We start from the raw sequence: 18281 nt of genomic DNA, 5'->3' as shown, positions 1-18281 counted from the left end.
AATTTTCCTTCATAATACCTCATACCTCCGGGTCCTGCCCGGTTAAGCGCCGCGCCGTCAACGGAGATCCCAAATTGTGTGATTCCGGTTTGTGTGGTAAATTCAGTATGGGTATGAAAGAAAATAAACGGGAATATTATTTAGACTGGCTGCGGATTATTGTCGTGCTTCTATTGGTGCCGCACCATATTGCGATAACATTCTCTCACATTGGCGACGCCTACGTGTTTCTGCCGGTAAAAGACAATTCGCTGTATTTTTTCATCCAGTCAACCTTTTTGAATTTGTGGTTCATGAGGATGCTTTTCTTTGTTTCGGGAATCTCAACCTACTACGCGCTGAAAAAGAGGACCAATAAAGAATATTTCCTGGAAAGATGCAAAAGATTATTATTGCCGGCTGTTTTTGCGATTATTGCTGTTTGTCCCGTGATGGCATATTTTAGGGCGCTCAATCTGAATGGGTTCCAAGGTTCACTGTTTAAGTTTTACCCTGTTTTCTTTACGAAATTCGAAACCTATTTAGGATGGGCGCATTTCTGGTTTCTTATATATTTATTTATGTTTTCCATGGTGTTTCTCCTCCTACGGGTGCTCATAAAAAACAGCGCCGGACCGGAAGAAAAAATTGGGACCTTCCTCGCGCGGAAGAAAAATATAATTCTGCCGATAGTGCTCTTTATCGTATTCGAAATGATTCTCCGGCCTTTCTTTCCCGGCATTCAGAATATTGTTGATGACTGGGCTAATATTATGGTGTATCTGTCGTTTTTTATGCTGGGATATCTTTTTGCCAGCAGAAAAGAATGTTTGGATAAAATTGAAGAGAACATCCCCGTTTTTTTGGGTATCGGTATTATTGCGACTACATGGGTGCTTTTCTTAAAATACGCGCAGAATTATACGGACTATTTCGCGCGGCTGTACAATACGAAAGAATACCAATACAAAGTAATAACCGCCTTCTTCCAGGGAGCAGCGGAGTATTCATTGGTCATGCTGTTTACCGGAATTGCCAAAAAGGTTCTTAATTTTAAAAACAGAGTATATGATTACTTATCCAATACTTCATTTTCATTGTATATGTTCCATTTTATACTGGTAAATTTAGTCATGTATTATTTAATACGGCTGAACATGAATCATTATCTCATGTACATTTTGGGAATAATTCTTGTATACGTTTTGTTTATTGTTTTATTTGAATTGGTAATTAAAAGAATTCCGTTCCTGCGGTATATATGCGGAATAAAAACGGCTAAATAACGGTGCTTCGCCTGATTGCATCTTATTGGCAGATCAGAGGAATGTAGTTTGAAGAAATTATACAGTATTCTGTTTTTATGTTTTATAACAGCAACGTTTGCCGGAGCATTTAATATAGAAGCCGTTGATAAAATTACTATTAAATCGTCCCGGTCCGGATGGGGATATACCCAAAGTAAACTGATTATAAATACGGTTAATAATACTTTGTGTATAAATAATCAAACCGCAAGTTCTGAGTTTATGGAATTGCTGATACATTTTCTTTCCGTGATTGAAGATCCCGCATTTTCTGCCATTGAACTCCAGAATTTTGGAATAGACCAGGATTGGTTAAATACAAACGCTGCTATCTGGGCGGACGATAAATCACGGTGGGATGAAAACCAGAAAGAATTATTTATAAACACAGTCTGTAATATGCAAACAACATATAGGCTTCTGAGTGAACAGTATTTACCTGACCGTATACATTGGACTGATGATTATCCATACTTCCAAATTCAAATATTCTTCAAAAACGGCGAAACCATAACTATACAATCAGAATCGCAGTTGCCGTTTATGCTTCCATGGTACATCAGTCATTCCGGGAAAACCGCGCAAACCTATAACGCTCAAATAAGCACCGCGGTTTCCGCTCTTCTTCCTGAAGATTTTCCCAATAAGAAAAGGGTTTCCGGGCTGGATATAATATCTTTTATTGCACAAGGAACTGAATGGATAATCAAGGATGAGTTGTCTATGCTGGGGACCCGCGGCAAAATCGGCGATACAATTTCGCAAATTGAGGAAATTTTTTTCCTCAAAAAGTCTGCCTTTAGGCATCTTGGTTCAATTGATTTAAATACTGAATCTGTCTGGGACGCGGAATTAATTCCCAAAGGAACCTTTGAAAATTTATTTGTCGGACTTGATATAGCCTATGAAAACGAAACTCTTGGGAGTCTGCTTCCATTTTACAGTAAAATTGATGGATTAATTGCTAGAGTTCTGGATACTCCGTGGCTTATAAAAATCATTGATAATTCCGAGAATACAATCGAGATACGCTTTGTAAATGATAAATCCATGAGCAATTACGTTCAGGGGAAGTTTATTGACGATTTGGTGGAACATGGTAAAACCGACTTAGTTAATGAAGTTAGAAGCCAATTAGACGAAGCGTGTTTTTTAGTTATTATGGAACCAGGCAGAAAATACTCAAGATGTATCCTGCTTCCTGACGGCAGAACAATTCTATGGCATTTTATAGGTGATACGGTTCTCTTCTGGAATGCATCGGAATTTCAGACATGGGAGTGGTATGGCCATCAAGGGACAGCCGCCGTTATATCACCTAGCGGAAAAATTCTCGATTAGAGAGATATAAATTATAGTAAAAGGACGAAAACTTAGTAAATGAAAAACATACTATATCTTTTGTGTATTACTATTTTTGTGTCCTGCGGCAAAGATTATACTACTGTGGAAATTTACCAGCAAAATAGAGATATGCTAAAAAAAGTTGAGACAAGAATATCCACGACAAATGGCAATATTGATTTAACGGGAACCAAAGATAAAATATACCCATACGGAAAAATAACCGGAATCTCTGTTATTCACTATCAATATGATTATTATGAAAACTGTGAAGTAAATTATAAAATATTGTATAGTGAAACTAAAAAACGAATAGTCTTTTATTTTTTCCGTACCCCCATCGGACCCAATAAAGAAATAGATTCCTTGGAAGAAATATTTTATATAGAACCGTATAATGATTTTGAAGGTTTTTATACCACCAGATTTATTTACAAAAATGATATTTATCAGGCGGTATCATTATATAATGAAATTAAATTAGAAAATTTGGCAGATGATTTTGATTATACCGAAATAAGAAAAACGGGTATGACGCAATATAAGAAAGTAGGTGAGTTTATAGAATTAGAAGATAAACGTTTCAGGATAATACAGGTTAACTATATTTTCCCGGAAGAAATTGATACAGAATATACAAAATATTCATTTATGTAATTATCCAAAGGGAAGTTTCGTCAAAAAGAAACTGATGTCATGCGCTGCGCCGATGACGGCTTTGGTTTATTTTACCTAAGGACAGCCGTTCAACTGCATTGCCATTGGGGCGGCAATGCGGCACATTTGGATATAATCGTGTATTCACATGCTGAAAAAAGGAAAAAATGGATAAGGCAAAAACAAATTGGTTTTTAGTTATTGTATTATGGTTTGCCGGAATTGCGGCTGCTATGCAGTTTGCAAAATTCTCTTTTGCTTTTGATTCACTCAAAAACCAATATACCGTAAATCCTTTCTGGATTGGCCTGTCATTATCTATTGTTGGTTTAATTGGTTTGGTTTTTGGAATAACGGTTAGTATATACGTCCCGAAAATCGGACAAAATAAAATCTTATTAATCAGCTTATTATTAGGCGCGGTTATTTCTCTTATTCAGGCGTCAAATCCGGCTTTTCCGGTATTGTTCATCTCCAGAATAATGGAAGGTATCTCTCATTTAGGTATCATAGTTACGGCTCCGGCGATCATAATATTTTTAAGCTCGGAAAAGCACCATTCACTTGTTATGGGATTATGGAGCAGTTTTTTTGGTGTCGCGTTTTCGGTTACCGCATGGGCCGGAAAACCAATCATGGAATTATTTTCCATTTCGGGATTGTTTTTGGCCCATGCCATAATAATGATAAGTATTTTTGTAATCCTGTTCTTTACCATACGGAAAATACATATTCCGCATACTGAAGATAACAAAGTATCATTTATAACTGCTCACAAAAAAGTATATTCAAACTGGAGAACCGTTTCTCCGGGGATAATCTTTTTCTTTCATACTTTTATGTTTATCGCGTTGTTTACCTTTCTGCCCGGATTGTCCGGAGACGAGAAAACAAAAAGCATGCTATTGATTATCCTGCCGCTAATTAGCATTGGCGGTACAATGGCTGCGGGAATCGTGTCGCAGTATTTTGTTTCGCCTTCGAAGCTGAGTGTGTTTGCGTATATATCCCTGCTGCTGTTAATTTGTGTAATTAAATTATCCTTCAATAACAATATATTGTTTATCGCTGCGTCCATGATATTGATTTTATTTTCCGGAATAATCCAGGGATCGGTATTTTCATTAATACCGAAAATATCGTTATCAGCAGAAGAGCAGACAAACGCGAACGGGGTTGTTGCTCAGCTGGGGAATCTTGGCTCAACATTGGGTCCGCCTGTGTTTTCGTATTTTTTAGTATATGGAAAAAACAGCATAATAATTATTGTAATGCTGCTTAGTATATTAGGAGCAGTCAGCGGATTAATTATCACGAAAAAGATTAAGAATGCGGAGATATAGATTTTGCGCACAAACCTGTTTATGGTACTGTTCTCTATTTTAATATGTTCAAATATTTTTGGGCAGGACCTGAATGAAATTGAAAATATTCATTTGAACTTTTCATTTAAACCCGGAAATTATTTTTTAATAGAAGACAATGTAAAAGTTTATTCTAATCCGGATATTGATTCTCAGGTATTACTGACGTTAGCAATGCATGATGAAATATCTCTATTAGAAGATGTTCATAATACTCAAACATTTGATGGAGTGAGATCTTGCTGGTACAGGATAAAGTATAACCAGATAACAGGGTATATCTGGGGCGGGGGAATAGCTGTAAAAACAGTTCTGTATGATATAGATAAAAATGGTATCGTAGATTATTTTCAATATCGAATTGCAAACTCGGAATCAAGAAACTATTTAAGAATAGATAAGGATATTGTTATTTATATAAATAAACGGAGAATATGCTTTGAAAGTCTTATTGAGAATCCATCTATAGATTATTGGTATACTGATTGTGATTTTGAAGAAGAAAATAATTCAGTTAACATTTTTTTAAGCTTTTTTGAGAAACATAATAGTATTATTGACGTTGTTTTACAAATTACCATGGATGGGGAAATAGTTTTTAAAGATAGAAAACAAAGTACCTTAGAGGTAATAAATCTTAATCCCTATGCAGAAAGGAGTGATACCGAATGAAAGAAATTGAGTCAAATAAAACCGCCTGGGGATTATTATCAAAAGACCATTATGAACATTTTAAAAAAGTGTTAATGGAAAATGAGTCTCTGTTAAGCAGTGTTGTTGAAAAAGAACTGGGAGATATATCGGGAAAAACAATAATCCATCTTCAATGCAATACCGGAGCTGACAGTATCTCATTGGCCCGGAAAGGAGCAATAGTTACCGGAGTGGATTTAGTCCCGGAAAATATATATTACGCAAAAAAGATGGCAGAGGAATTAGGTATTAAAAATATTGATTTCTTTGAATCGGATATTATGGAATTAAAAGAAAACCACAATAAAAAATATGATATGGTATTCACAACGGAAGGCGTGCTGATTTGGCTTCCCGATTTGAATAAATGGGCCGAAACAGTAAAGCATCTGCTCAATGAAAACGGTGAATTATATCTGCTGGATTCGCACCCTTTCTTTTTAACCTTTGATGAAGAAAAGCTCAAGGATAATAAACTGGAGATAAAATATCCGTATTTTGTCCGGGAGCCTGATTGTTTTGATACAATTGGCGGATATGCGTCTGATGAAAAGAAAGCGGTTACCTATGAATGGATGTACAAAATCAGTGATATAATAAATCCGCTGGCCGGCGCCGGATTAACCATAGAAAACTTCAATGAGTATGACTGTTTGTTTTTTAATACCGGTGAAATGGAAAACTGCGGTAATGGGTATTACCATTATCCGTTTTTTGACAGCAAGCTGCCGTTTACTTTCAGTTTAAGGGCAAGATTAATAAAAAGATAATAAGACCCGGAATTCGTTTTGGCATGGTATAATTAAAGCTGTTACCGGAGGCAAGTATGACTGTGTACCAGGAAATTAATCTTGATGTATCCATGGAGACTGCGTGGACTTTTTTACTGAATCCCCAGAACTGGGAACAGTGGTGGAGTAAAATAAAAAAAGCAAAATGGCTGTATCCCGGCCGGTTTTTTCCCGGATATGTTAAGTGGGAAAACGGGTCGCAAAGCAAGGTGACAGGGTTCGTGGCGGATTCACGAAAAAGCTTTATTACCCTGGAAAGTAAATTTGAGGCTATCAGTTTTAAACTGACGGATACCTTCGCCTCGGGTTTGGAATTTCAAATCGCCCAGGAAACAAAAGGCGGCGCGTCCTTTTCCGACGGAGGAACCGCGACCCGGAAAGCCTTTCAGGAAGCGCTGCATAAATTTAAAACGGCGGTGGAAAAGAAATAACCTATTGCGCTGGAAAGAATAGCAAAGAACGATTATGAAGATTGACAGAAAGGATAACATCAAGGATATCGCTCCAACTCTTATCGAACAATTCACGGATATGACCGCCGATCCATCAGTATGTGATGAGTATAATAAAAAGAAAGACATTTTAAGAAATAGAATGGGAACAGCGAATAAGTATTTTTTCGGACATTTACATGACAGTGAGATATTATCCCAGAGAAGAACTAAAAATGATGTAATCATTTACTTAAATGATTACGCGGCGCTGCATTTTGCGCTGGCATTAATAAAAAAGAAAGATATAAAAATAAACCAGAACAGACTCAAATTCCCCGTAGTAATCCGGGCAATGGGTGTAAAACATTTTTCCGTTAATAAAGTAAATCCAAGCAGCGGCCATATAAAAAAATGCAAAACCTTTACGAGTATTGGCGCGAATTATTTATATAAAGAAATAATTGAATGGGAAAGTAATGCTGTTGAAATAGCGTTTAATTATTTTAAAACAAAATCATATCCTGACTGCAATTTTCTGGTGCTTTTATCCTGTGAGAAAATTCTTATTAAGGAAAAACAGGAAACATATTGGAATAAATACTTTACCGGTAATTATTATAAGTATTACCAGTATTTTCTATCCGAGCGGAATAAATTACGGTTTTTATCTGATTATGGTTTATGTGAAGAATTACTTAATGAAATAGACGAAAGTCAGCGGATGTAGTTTTTATATCCAGCGGCTCGTTGCGCAGCGGTTAACATTTATTTAATACATATTCAACTATTTTAGAATCCCTTTTTACTGAGACATTGTACTATATCTACGTATATTTCCGGTATTTCAATCCCGGATATTTTCTTTTTCTTTATATCCAGTATTTCCGCGTGGGATATGCCGCCTTTTATCTCAAAAACATTTTCTCCCCAATCCGCTGACTTTTTGGTTACCACCCCATCGTTGCTTCCGTTTTTTATTTTTGTGAACAAATGCAAATAAAAAAACATCAGGTCATCAAAAGAATTTCTCATGGTTGTATAATAACTTTGATAATAGACGCTATTATCCATAGGGACCTGTTCATTAAAGTCTTTCATATATTTTGGTGTTAATTGGGTGTTAACGTTATATAAATTGGGGTCTTTATCGCCGTATATTTTTCCGAATGCGTGTAAGGCTTTTTTCGCTATTCTGCTGTGAACAATTTTTTGTTTATCTATTAATTCCGCAATATCAACCCCATGATGGGGCGTTCCAATCGTTGTAAGGCTCGCTATTTTTTCCCCGAAATTATATTTCCAGATTAAATACCGCGAATCCAAACCGCCTTTTGAATGGGCTATAATATTTACTTTTTGCTTATTGGTCCCCGCCAATATATCATCGATAGTTTGTTTTAGTAATTTTGCGTTGGATCCATAATCTCCCCATGAATCCGTGTTGCCCAAATATACATCAATTCCGTATGATTTTAGAACCTTTGGGATCCTTCCCCAAAAATCAATTATGCCGCCTCTGTCATGGGCAACAATTCCGTGTACCAGTACCAATGGATACTGTAAGTCAATTTTTTCCATAAACGGTTTATTCCAGCCTGAATAGTTGCGCCGTAAATTCCGGATACCGCGCCGTGTTTGCGAACCGCCTGCCGTTCATAGAACGTCCGCTACCGGATTTTATAGGTTACATTCAGGGCGACACGGTAGAATTCCAGATGGTACTTGCTCCCGGAATTAACCATCCGGCGGTCCTGGTAGAATTCATAGTCCTCGGTTTCGCTGGTAAAATTCCGCATGGTCCTGAACTGGACAATAAGCGCGGCTTCGAGATTTTCTATAATTTTGAAATTGAAGAGACCGGAAAAAACCCACCGGGGCAGGTCGTCTCCCCAGAGATCCCGCCCGGGGGTGTCGTAGAAGGACATGTGAAGCTCCGCCATAAAGGCCGCCATATTAAAGAAAATCGGCATCTGATAACCCAGGACGTAGCTGCCGTAAAAGGTGAATCCGTTCATGTTTTCGCCTTCGTCGTTTTCAAAGTACCATGCTTCATCTTTTTCGGCGGCGCTGTATCCCCGGTAATTGATTTCGTTGTACGCCATGGCGACCACGTGGTTCCAGTCCCCGGGTATGACCGCGGCCAGGTCGAACTGCAGGGTTGTCCCCGCCCAGGCCGCCCAGAGGAGGCCGTTAAATGCCGACCCGTCTGTTTCCGCGTCGTGTTGGCCGGTGCGCCGGTTAATGCCGATCCCTGTCCCCAGGGGCATATTCCACCCTGAGCCGGCCCGGCCGCCGGCGTTTACCTGCAGAAACGCCACCGGAGTCAGGGAAACCCGGCCCACCGCGTTGACCGATACCGGAGAAATCTCGGCCGTCGCGGACGCCGCGATGTTGTTGCCCGCGAAAAGGGGATTTTCCCCCCGCAGGATCGGGAAGGTAAAACCCTGGATCAGGCTGAGCCGCGCCTCCGGCCGGGTGGACGCCTGCAGATTGAGGCTGGTGGAGCTCTCGACGGCGTTTTCCGCCCGCAGATTGTTGAGGCCCGCGGCACAGAGAAGCACCGCCGCCCACAGTACTGTACGTTTCATCAAGGACCTCCTTCCGCCGGTGTTACTATTATTTGTCTTTTATTACTACTATATCACGGTAAAGTTCACAATATATACAAAGCCAGGCCGCGGTTGCGCCGGTTAATCGGTATATGGCCTATGCCGGGACGCGGCGGAAATTCTTCCGGTATTTCAGGGGGGCGACACCGTATTTTTCCCGGAAAAGTTTTCCGAAATAGCTGGGACTGGAAAAGCCGCAGTCCAGGCAGATTTCCGTAATGGTATCGTCACCGCCGAGCAGCCGTTTCGCCGCCTGGGCCAGGCGGTATTCAATAATATACTCGACGGGTTTTTTATTTATGAATTTTTTAAAACAGCGGAAGCACTCACTGCGGCTGATACCGGCGGCACGGGCAATTTCATCAATGGTCAGCGGCTCGGAATAATGTTCATGGATAAACGACAGGATTTCCTTTACCCGTTTCTCATACTGCGGACTGGTACGCTTCGTTGATAACGGAATATTCTCCGCCGCAATATACGATACCGTATTGTGCCAGACTCGGCTGAGCAGACTGAGACAGCGGAGTTCATATCCGAAACCGGAATTATCCAGTCCGTAGGTTTCCCGGAGATCATCCAGAATCTTTTTTCCATAAATGTTTTTTACGGATATTTTAAAACCCTGCAGCTGCGCGTCAATCACCGGCCGGAAATATTTTTCGTACACAGTGCTGCCCGCCGTGCCGGTGAACAAAGCGGGAGGAAATACAATGGTAAACATTACCGCATCGGTGCGGCCCGCGGGCTGTTTTGCCATGTGCATGGCGTTGGAATTGATAAATACGCAGTCCCCGGCGGACAGGGGAATATATGTCTCACCGATATAGTAATCAAGCTTCCCGGAAAGAACGACGCCGTACTCAAATTCACTGTGCCAATGGCAGTTCATGGTATGGTCCACAAACATACGGTATTCATCGGTCCAGATATCCACGGGAAAAAACATATCCCTGTACTGTATACGTTCCCTGAACGTATGGTCCACTTTTATCCGCCGTAATTCCATATCATCACCTTTTTGGTACTATATTTATATATATTTGGGTAATAATGCTATTATCGCTTCATTTTCAATACTATTATCATAGTTACGGTATTATTCCGTCAAGTAATCCCCAAAGGAAACAGCTATGGCAGTTCTCTCGGTTATTATTTATGTCGCTTTTATCAGTCTGGGCCTTCCCGATTCCCTGCTTGGAAGTTCCTGGCCTTCCATGTACGGAGGGTTCGGTGTTCACGTATCCTACGCGGGTTTTATCTCCATGATCATCGCCGGCGGAACCATCGTATCGAGCCTGTTCAGCGACACCCTGATCCGGAAAATCGGAACCGGTTCCGTTACCCTGGTCAGTGTCGCCATGACCGCCTTTGCCCTGCTGGGGATTTCATTTTCCAATTCCTTTATGATGGTCTGCCTGTTTGCCGTTCCCCTGGGCCTCGGCGCCGGTTCCGTTGACGCGGCGCTCAATAATTTTGTGGCCGTCCATTATAAGGCCTCCCACATGAACTGGATCCACGGTTTCTGGGGAATCGGCGCGTCCCTGGGGCCGATACTGCTGGCGTACCTCCTCGGTAAAACCGGCATGTGGGAATCGGGATACCGGGGAGTCAGTATTATCCAGTTTGCCCTGGTTGCGGTCCTCATTGCTTCCCTGCCTCTCTGGAAACGGGTACCGGGATCCGTTTCCGCGGAAGGTAACGCGGAGGAACGTAAGTCCGCCGGAATTCCGGGGCTTCTGAGACTGCCCAAAGCCAAGTCCACCATGATTTCATTTTTCTGTTACTGCGGGCTGGAGACGACCACCGGGCTTTGGGGAAGCACATACCTGGTGGTGGTGCGGAACGTACCCGCGGATAGAGCCGCGGGATGGATATCGCTCTTTTATATCGGTATAACCCTGGGACGGTTTCTCTCCGGTTTTCTTTCAATGAAGCTTACACAGAAGAACATGATCCGCCTGGGGCAGCTGTGTATTGCCCTTGGCATTCTGTGCATCGTAATACCCTTACCTGAAGCGGCGCTTACCGCCGGTTTTTTCCTGATCGGTCTGGGATGCGCGCCGATTTATCCGAGCCTTCTGCATGAAACACCAAACACCTTCGGAACGGAACAGTCCCAGGGCGTTATGGGAATCCAGATGGCCTGCGCGTATATCGGAACAACCTTTATGCCGCCGCTTTTCGGGGTTCTCGGCGCCCGGACCGGGTACGGCCTGTTCCCGTTTTATCTCGGCGCCCTGCTGATCGTGATGATCCTGGCGGTACACCTGATATACAGGAAAAACCGGAAAGCCCCGAACGCGGAACCGCAGACGGCCGCCGGTATTTGATTTGCCGGATACATATAAGCAAAGAGTTAAATTTCCAGGGGAAAATATTTTTCCAATTTGACACCGTTTTTATTGATTCCGAAATTGGCCTGCCAGATCTCAACTCCCAGGGACTGGCTCCGGGCCACCGCCGCCTGCACCTGCTCATAGTTTGTGCTTTTTTCAATGACCGTAAATCCCGGATTGTCGTAGATAAAACAGGTCAGAAGAATTGCCCGCTGGTTTTTCTGAAGACTCCCGGCCAGCTCCGTTATGTGTCTGACAAAACGGTCCGTGGAGCTGAAGGGGGCGGATTTTTTTAGCTTTACATAGGGAGGGATTTCAATCTGAAGCTGCTGGAGAGGAGTTTTAACTTCCAGATAAATATTGTCCACAAGAAAATCCAGCTTTGACTCCCCAAGAAACTGTTCCCGGTATACGGTTCTGCCGGTCCCGACAATCCCGGAAAAACCGCCGTTCGCCAGGTAATGCTCAACATAGCGGTTCACGGCATTCTGATTGATTCCAATCCAGGATTTGGCCTTGTCTCCCGGCTTGTTCAGTGAGAAGGCCTCAACCGTGTAGGGTGTTTTCCGTTTCGGGTCTTTGCTGCGGGAAAGCAGGCAGGGCCGGCCGGAAACATCGATGTCCGCGATTCTTCCGGTGGTCGGGCAATGGCAGGAGACGGCTTCCTTCCGTATTTGTACCCGCATGGTGAACCGGCTTTCCCGTTCCAGGATAAGGCCTTCTTTAAGAGGTACATCAAACTGTATATCACCAGGTACTGTCTCTTTCTTTTCCATTTTTCCATCAATCCATTTTACTGATAGTAACCATCCCGCGCCGGCCCTTCCGGGCTCAGCGGATATCCGTGAAAAAGATATCCCCCGGCCTCCCAATAAAGGCGATTTTCCCGCCCTCAGGCAGGACAGCGCTTTCCTCATGGTTTACCACGGAGAAGTAGCGGCAGAAATTATCCTTGCCGTACACAGCAAAGGAAGAACCCGCGGGGACGGAGACAGTGATCTGTTTTCCCGCGTCGGCCTCGGTAATTTTGAAATACCGGGCGAAGCCGCCGCTCCCGATGGTAACCGTTCCGGTATTCTCAAAACCGGGAATACTCCGCTCGCCGATCCAGGTGAAACCTTTGGCCTTGAGATACTCCGTGCCGTTTTGGGTAAAGAACTCCATATCCGAAACCATGGATCCGAACATCACCGGAATCCGGGTAATACTTTCGGCTGTGTCGGGCCCGGTGATCCGGCAACCCAAGGTGAATCCGCTGTCCGGATTCACCTCCAGATCGATGCTGACCAGGGGCATGTAGTACAGCTGGGATGCGGGGTGGTCGTCCAGGATAAAGTACCGCTGGCCGTCTCTCGCCTGCCACGCTTCCCGGGTCGTCCCGGCGAGGGGTGCTCCCGCGGGCAGCTTCTGGCCGGAATAGTAAATGAGCTGGGAATCCCCGGTTCCGGGAAGGCCGAAGCGGACGTCCTGCTTGAGGTAGGTCTCGCCGTTTCCGGGGCGGTCGAAGCTCACCACCGTGGAACCGTCGGTACTGGTAAACTCGTTGTTTCCCGTATACACATACTCGCTTACCGCCTGCAGTCCCAGAAGACCGCTGAGGCCCAATGTGTCGGCCAGGGTAAATCCGCCGTCCCGGATATCGATGGTAATATCGTGGCCCAGGGCGGTGGCGTAGCGGCCGCTGAACGCGGCCAGGGATTCGGGCATAGGCTGCTTAGCCGGCGGCAAGGCAGGGGCCGGCCTGATGATTTCGGAGATGATCCCCTTTTCCAGCAGGGCCTCCTCCAGAATCCGGGAGGCAAGGATGGTGTTCAGCAGGGACGAGCCCCCGGAGGTAGCCACCACGGCGGCCAGGCCGCAGTCCGGGAGCACCACCAGCGCGGAATTGCTGAACAGGGAGCTTCCCCCTTTGGTGACGGCCCTGATGCCGTAGCGGCTCTCAAAGAAACTTAAACGGACGCTGTCCCAGCCCAGGCCGTAGGCAAAGGTATTCTCGTCCTCGGCAAACCAGACGCCCCGGCGGTATTCCTCCGCCATCATGCGCTCCGCCGATTCCTCCGAAAGAAGCTCCGGATATTTACCCGCCAGGAGGAGGCCGATTTTGCTTGTTTCCTCGGCGGTGGAGTAGAAGCCCCCGGAACCGAAGACGTTCACCACGTCGTTGGGCAGGGCCTTGTCGTAGAAGGGGCCGTAGATCCGCGCCAGCTGTGCCCGGTCAAAATTATCCGCCGGGGTTTTGGTATTTTTTAGGCCCAGGGGTTCGGCGATACGTTCCGCGAAAAACCGGCTGAAGCTTTTCCCGCTGACCCGTTCCGTGATGATTTCCAGGAGTGTGATACCGTCGTTGCAGTACACCGAAAAGGCTCCGGGCTCGTCGATGAGCCGGGCCTGAGCCAGGTGGGCCAGCAGATTGTCATGGGCCGCCATGGTGGGTACGTCGAAGAGGAATCCGTCGTTGAAGGTGGTTCCGGGAATCCCTGAGGAATGGTTCAGCAGCATCCGGACGGTGATCGCTCTGTACCGTTCATCCCGCATGGTAAACTCGGGAATATATTTTATTATGGGAGCTTCGAGATCTATCAGACCTTCATCAACCAGCATCATGATGCTGCCGGCGGTGAGCATCTTGCTTATGGAACCTATGCCGTACATGGTGGTATTGCTCAGGGGTTTATCCGATTCCCGTTCGTACACGCCGGCCTGTCCGGAGAGGACGACCGTATCCCCGTCGATAAGGGCGTACTGGACGCTGGCGCTGTTGTATTTCAGAAGCTCGGCGGCGCCTTCCGCCGCGGCTTTTTCTATACTGTTCCGGGGTCCGCGTTCCCGGACGCTTCCGGTGGCGCAGGAAAGTATCAGGAACGTGGACAGAAATGCCAGAAGGAATCCTGAGATTTTTCTTGAGGTCATTGGTTCTCCTTGGCGGGGAGCTTAGCATTTTTATATGCCCTAGGCAATGAAATTTCCGGTCTTTGACAATCGGCTGATAAAAATATATACTGCCATCCTTCACACCATGGAACCATTACTTTTTTCTATCCCTTCTCTGCTGGAAGGAACCGCCCTTAAGGGGCCATTATTGGGTCTGCTGGGTATATACCGGAGAATTGACGAAGCTCAGCGGCAGTGGATCACGGCCAGTCCGTTCCGGTGCCCTTCGGGCTGCGGTGAATGCTGCAGAACATTTGAGCCGGCCATTCTGGAAGTTGAAGCCCTGCTGCTTGCGTCATGGATCGTGTGCAGCGGGACCGTTCTCCATCCGTACCCCGCGGACAGAACCGGCTGTGTGTACCACAATGCTTCCAGCGCGTACCAATGCCCGGTGTATCCGGCCCGGCCGCTTATCTGCCGGCTGTTTGCGTTTTCCGGTGACCGGGGAAAGAACAACATAATCCGGTACAAGCCCTGCAAATATATGCAGCAGGTTGAACACCGGACCATGGAAGAACCCGAACTGCAGTGGCGGTACCATACTCTGCCTCCGGTAATGGCTGACCTGGCCCGGGAGGCGGATTTCCTGCTTCCCGATTCCGCCGGTGATACCATACCGCTGCGGGAAGCGCTGCCTCCCGCGCTGGATAAAATCCGGTTTCTCCTCCATCTCAGGGGGTATACTGCTTCCGGGCTGCCGAAAGATCCCGATGATGACGCGCCGCTTTTTCCCCAGGTTTCGTAACGGTGAATTACGCGTATTTATCGAGAAGGCATTGTTCGTATACTTTTTTTCCGATAATTGTCAGGGCCTTAGCCGGACAGGTACTTACACAGCGGTAACAGAGGGTGCATTTTTTTCCGGAAATTATTGAACCTTCTATCTGCTTGAGGTTTTTCATGGGACAGTTTTTTACGCAGATCCCGCAGACAATACAGTTATCCCGGTCAATTTTTGGTTTGCTCTTGTAGGAATTGGTTTCGCCGTAAAACCAAAGCCGCTGGCAGAAAAGCCCCGCGGCATGGGAAAAGATATTCAGCCCATTCCGGTCCGGCCTTCCCTGTTTCATACGTTCCGCGGAGGCGTCTATCTTTTTCTCCGCCGCCCTGACCAGGGCCCGGTTTTTCTCAAGGCTTTTTTTCAGCAGTTTTACATCACCGATGCAGTCCGGCATTGTTATATGCAGACCGCCGGTTACCGACGCCCCGTATTTTTTCAGCAGCCGCGCGGAGCAGCCCGCTCCGTCCCCGCTGAACAGGCCCATGGTTGCGATGATGAATATTTTCTTCCCGGCGAAACTGTTTTTATGATCCGTTATGAAGTCCCGGACAATTTTGGGGATGTTGCTGTAATAAACGGGATACCCGAAGACAACCGTACCGTGATCCGCCAGCAGTGCGTCGATATTGTCCTGTTCTATTGAGACCGCCATAGTGGCGCTGTCAAAATAATGTACAAACCGTTCGACACAGTATTTCGTATTTCCGGTTCCGCTGAAATAAATTCCTATCATATATCCACCTTTTACAGCTGATGCAGATCTATTCTCACCGCGGCTGTTTCCGCGTTTATGGTTACCGACTGTTTTCTGAATCCCCCCGGCGGTCCGCTGCCGTTCCAGTTTGAAATTCCCACCGGTTCTTTGGGAATCCCAAACAGCCCGGTATCCATCTTTCCGTTTTGGTTTGTATCCTGATATACGCTTATGGCGCATTCACCCATGGGGAGGGGTATTTCCCGCCGTATCACGGTATCCGCCGGGGAAACTTCAAAAAGCAAATCGGGGCTGCGGTTTTTGTAGGATGCCTCGCTCAGCGAAACGGAAATATGCACGGTACCGCCGGAGGGTTTTACATTGTGTATTTCCACCACAACGCCTTTGGCGCCGCCCGCCTGCGGATGGGCATAGAAACCCGCACCGAAGATACAGCAAAACAGAAGGAACCTTCTTCTCATGGTACAGCGGCTGTTCATTTTTTCCCGCCGCCGGTCAGCACCGCGCCGCAGCAGAGGTCAATCATCCGGTCGGTGAATTGTTTTCCCTTGTCCCAGTATTCCGGGATTGTCCTGTTGAGCAGTACCGACTGGACCGCTCCCCATATAGCGGCAATGCATAGGGATGTGTCCAGAAGGGTATCGGTGCTTTTCGACAGTCCCGCCGCGACCGCGCGGTCCAGGATTTCTTTTCCCAATTGGGTACTGCGGTAGTAGAATTTGAGTTCCTCCTTCCCGGCGTCCCGGTTTGCTTTGAAGCGGTCCATCACAAGCAGCGCGATCCTCGGATACGCCAGGCACCAGTCCCGGAAGGCTTCCAGCATTTTCCGGACCCCCCGGGCAGGATCGCTGACCGGCCGCAGTTTCTTCGCGATGTACCGGTCCATGGCCGCGAGGCAGTCCCGTTTTACCTCCTCGAACAGGGCTTCCCGGTCGGTATAGTAATAGTAAAGGGTGGTGGCGCTTACCCCGCATTCCCGGGCGATTTCACGCATGGATATTTCTTCGGGTTCTTTATTGATCAGCAGATTCAAAGTTTTTCTCCGGATCTCTCCGGCAAGTTCGGTATTGGGTTCTTTCACTGTTTCCATTCCTACTTGACAATGTTAACTTAACAGTGTTATGTTAACATTGTTAAACACGAAAAGTCAAGGTCCTCATGGGTAAGAACCAGAGTTTTCTCTGGTTCTTGTGAGTATTTATCTGTTATTTGGCGGAGAAAACTATGGAAACAATGAAGATTGTATTATACGGAATTGTGGTTTTGCTTCTGGCGGGATGCTCCTCATCCCAGCGCCTGGTTGAAAAGGATACGGCCACGGAGTTTACCCTTTCCCGGGAATTGCGGGAGGTCCTGTACTACGCGTCCCTGGCGCCCAACGGCCACAACACCCAGATGTGGAAAGTAGGCGTAAGCGGGGACGGTAAAACCCTGAATGTGTATCTCGATTCCTCCCGGCTTCTGCCGGTGGTGGACCCTGAAGGGCGGGAGTCGCTTATATCCGCCGGGGCTTTCCTGGAAAATCTGCGGCAGGCGCTGGGGGCGTACGGGTTTACCGGTGATATTGAAATCCCCGGAACCATCGCCGTACAGGAAAATCCCCTGGTCGCGTCGGTGACTGTTACCGGAGGAAGCGCGGAAACTGCTGATCCGGAAATTCTTAAAGTTATGGAAATCCGCCATACGGACAAAAGCAAATACCTGGACAGGCCCTTGGATGCCGGGGCCGTTGAACGGCTTGAGGCGTCCGTTCCGGGAACGCTCCGGATTTACACCAAGGGCACCGAAGAATTCGGCGCGCTCAGGGATCTGACCATGGAAGCCAACGTGATCCAAAGTTCCTCCCCCGCGGCCCGGGCAGAGCTGGCGGAATGGCTCCGGTTCTCCGATGACGAAGCGGCCCGGACCGCCGACGGACTCCCGGCGGAACAGCTTGGACTTTCGGGGATTGTCAAAAAACTGTATTACCTGACCACAGACCGGGAAAAGGCGGCCTCCGAAAAATTCGGCAAGACCTCGATAAACACGGCGGAAAAACAGCTCTATAATTGCGCCGGATTTTTTGTCGTCACCGGCGGACATACACCCCGGGGTTACGTACAGGCCGGGATGGACATGGAAGCGGTCTGGCTCCGGGCCGCGGCGGAAGGAATATCACTGCATCCCATGAGCCAGGCCCTGGAGGAAACTGAAACCCGGGAGAAGCTGCCAACGGCAATCCCCGGCGGAGAATTTTTTCAGATGGTAATGCGCGCGGGTTACGTAAAGGATTACGGCGAAAACAACCGGATCCGCCGGCCCCTGCGGGAATTTGTTTTTCTTGAACCGTAAAACCGG

19 protein-coding genes are annotated in these 18281 nt (G+C 46.3%); 11 read left to right on the top strand and 8 right to left on the bottom strand.

Annotation, left to right across the window (positions count from 1 at the left end; all coding sequences use genetic code 11):
* Nucleotides 1–107 precede the first annotated feature (107 nt).
* The 8 genes from JFL75_RS14015 (at nucleotide 108) to JFL75_RS13980 (ending at nucleotide 7296) form a co-directional block, all read left to right on the top strand.
* Nucleotides 108–1265, top strand: a complete 1158-nt coding sequence (locus JFL75_RS14015) for an acyltransferase family protein (RefSeq protein WP_349629687.1) — start codon at nucleotides 108–110, stop codon at nucleotides 1263–1265.
* Nucleotides 1266–1313: 48 nt separating this feature from the next.
* Nucleotides 1314–2627 (top strand): hypothetical protein, encoded by a 1314-nt coding sequence (locus JFL75_RS14010; RefSeq protein ID WP_215627298.1) that lies wholly within the window; start codon nucleotides 1314–1316, stop codon nucleotides 2625–2627.
* A 39-nt stretch (nucleotides 2628–2666) separates the two neighbouring features.
* Nucleotides 2667–3287 (top strand): hypothetical protein, encoded by a 621-nt coding sequence (locus JFL75_RS14005; RefSeq protein ID WP_215627297.1) that lies wholly within the window; start codon nucleotides 2667–2669, stop codon nucleotides 3285–3287.
* A 167-nt stretch (nucleotides 3288–3454) separates the two neighbouring features.
* Nucleotides 3455–4630 carry an MFS transporter gene (locus JFL75_RS14000; protein ID WP_215627296.1) on the top strand — a complete coding sequence of 392 codons (1176 nt, stop codon included), beginning with the start codon at nucleotides 3455–3457 and terminating at the stop codon, nucleotides 4628–4630.
* A 3-nt stretch (nucleotides 4631–4633) separates the two neighbouring features.
* Nucleotides 4634–5323 carry an SH3 domain-containing protein gene (locus tag JFL75_RS13995; protein ID WP_215627295.1) on the top strand — a complete coding sequence of 230 codons (690 nt, stop codon included), beginning with the start codon at nucleotides 4634–4636 and terminating at the stop codon, nucleotides 5321–5323.
* The gene (locus JFL75_RS13990; protein ID WP_215627294.1) at nucleotides 5320–6114 is read left to right on the top strand and encodes a class I SAM-dependent methyltransferase; all 795 of its coding nucleotides are present in this window, start codon (nucleotides 5320–5322) and stop codon (nucleotides 6112–6114) included. Before JFL75_RS13995 ends, JFL75_RS13990 begins: the two co-directional genes overlap by 4 nt.
* Before the next feature lie 56 nt (nucleotides 6115–6170).
* A complete protein-coding gene (locus tag JFL75_RS13985) occupies nucleotides 6171–6566 on the top strand; it encodes an SRPBCC family protein (protein ID WP_215627293.1) in 396 nt (131 codons plus the stop codon).
* Nucleotides 6567–6600: 34 nt separating this feature from the next.
* A complete protein-coding gene (locus tag JFL75_RS13980; RefSeq protein ID WP_215627292.1) occupies nucleotides 6601–7296 on the top strand; it encodes a hypothetical protein in 696 nt (231 codons plus the stop codon).
* Between the two features lie 62 nt (nucleotides 7297–7358).
* Here the strand turns inward: JFL75_RS13980 and JFL75_RS13975 are convergent, their stop codons facing one another.
* The 3 genes from JFL75_RS13975 to JFL75_RS13965 all read right to left on the bottom strand — a co-directional run bounded on the left by JFL75_RS13975 (nucleotide 7359) and on the right by JFL75_RS13965 (nucleotide 10187).
* Nucleotides 7359–8147, bottom strand: coding sequence for an esterase/lipase family protein (locus JFL75_RS13975; protein WP_215627291.1), 789 nt, complete (start codon nucleotides 8145–8147; stop codon nucleotides 7359–7361).
* A gap of 89 nt (nucleotides 8148–8236) precedes the next feature.
* Nucleotides 8237–9157, bottom strand: coding sequence for a hypothetical protein (locus JFL75_RS13970; protein ID WP_215627290.1), 921 nt, complete (start codon nucleotides 9155–9157; stop codon nucleotides 8237–8239).
* 118 nt (nucleotides 9158–9275) lie between these two features.
* Entirely contained in the window at nucleotides 9276–10187 is a 912-nt protein-coding gene (locus JFL75_RS13965) for an AraC family transcriptional regulator (RefSeq protein ID WP_215627289.1), read from the bottom strand.
* Nucleotides 10188–10311: 124 nt separating this feature from the next.
* Between JFL75_RS13965 and JFL75_RS13960 the strand changes: the two genes are divergently transcribed.
* Nucleotides 10312–11511 carry an MFS transporter gene (locus JFL75_RS13960; protein WP_215627288.1) on the top strand — a complete coding sequence of 400 codons (1200 nt, stop codon included), beginning with the start codon at nucleotides 10312–10314 and terminating at the stop codon, nucleotides 11509–11511.
* 26 nt (nucleotides 11512–11537) lie between these two features.
* Here the strand turns inward: JFL75_RS13960 and JFL75_RS13955 are convergent, their stop codons facing one another.
* Both JFL75_RS13955 and JFL75_RS13950 read right to left on the bottom strand, forming a co-directional pair.
* Nucleotides 11538–12293, bottom strand: a complete 756-nt coding sequence (locus JFL75_RS13955) for a DNA/RNA nuclease SfsA (protein ID WP_215627287.1) — start codon at nucleotides 12291–12293, stop codon at nucleotides 11538–11540.
* Nucleotides 12294–12348: 55 nt separating this feature from the next.
* The gene (locus JFL75_RS13950) at nucleotides 12349–14427 is read right to left on the bottom strand and encodes a serine hydrolase domain-containing protein (protein ID WP_215627286.1); all 2079 of its coding nucleotides are present in this window, start codon (nucleotides 14425–14427) and stop codon (nucleotides 12349–12351) included.
* Between the two features lie 169 nt (nucleotides 14428–14596).
* Between JFL75_RS13950 and JFL75_RS13945 the strand changes: the two genes are divergently transcribed.
* Complete coding sequence (locus JFL75_RS13945; protein WP_215627285.1) at nucleotides 14597–15193, top strand: YkgJ family cysteine cluster protein; 597 nt, start codon at nucleotides 14597–14599, stop codon at nucleotides 15191–15193.
* 7 nt (nucleotides 15194–15200) lie between these two features.
* Here the strand turns inward: JFL75_RS13945 and JFL75_RS13940 are convergent, their stop codons facing one another.
* From JFL75_RS13940 to JFL75_RS13930, 3 genes are read right to left on the bottom strand one after another with little or no spacing between them, the layout of a single operon-like run.
* Entirely contained in the window at nucleotides 15201–15962 is a 762-nt protein-coding gene (locus JFL75_RS13940) for an EFR1 family ferrodoxin (protein ID WP_215627284.1), read from the bottom strand.
* Nucleotides 15963–15973: 11 nt separating this feature from the next.
* Nucleotides 15974–16423, bottom strand: coding sequence for a DUF2141 domain-containing protein (locus tag JFL75_RS13935; RefSeq protein ID WP_215627283.1), 450 nt, complete (start codon nucleotides 16421–16423; stop codon nucleotides 15974–15976).
* Nucleotides 16420–17034, bottom strand: a complete 615-nt coding sequence (locus JFL75_RS13930; protein ID WP_223292657.1) for a TetR/AcrR family transcriptional regulator — start codon at nucleotides 17032–17034, stop codon at nucleotides 16420–16422. Before JFL75_RS13930 ends, JFL75_RS13935 begins: the two co-directional genes overlap by 4 nt.
* Nucleotides 17035–17168: 134 nt before the next feature.
* Here JFL75_RS13930 and JFL75_RS13925 point away from each other — a divergent pair, with 134 nt between their 5' ends.
* Nucleotides 17169–18275, top strand: a complete 1107-nt coding sequence (locus tag JFL75_RS13925) for an Acg family FMN-binding oxidoreductase (protein ID WP_215627281.1) — start codon at nucleotides 17169–17171, stop codon at nucleotides 18273–18275.
* The last annotated feature ends 6 nt before the right edge of the window (nucleotides 18276–18281 follow it).

The organism is Breznakiella homolactica (assembly GCF_016616095.2).
Classification (GTDB): domain Bacteria; phylum Spirochaetota; class Spirochaetia; order Treponematales; family Breznakiellaceae; genus Breznakiella; species Breznakiella homolactica.
The sequence above is the reverse complement of the archived record's forward strand: the minus strand, read 5'-3'. Positions and strand labels throughout refer to the sequence as shown.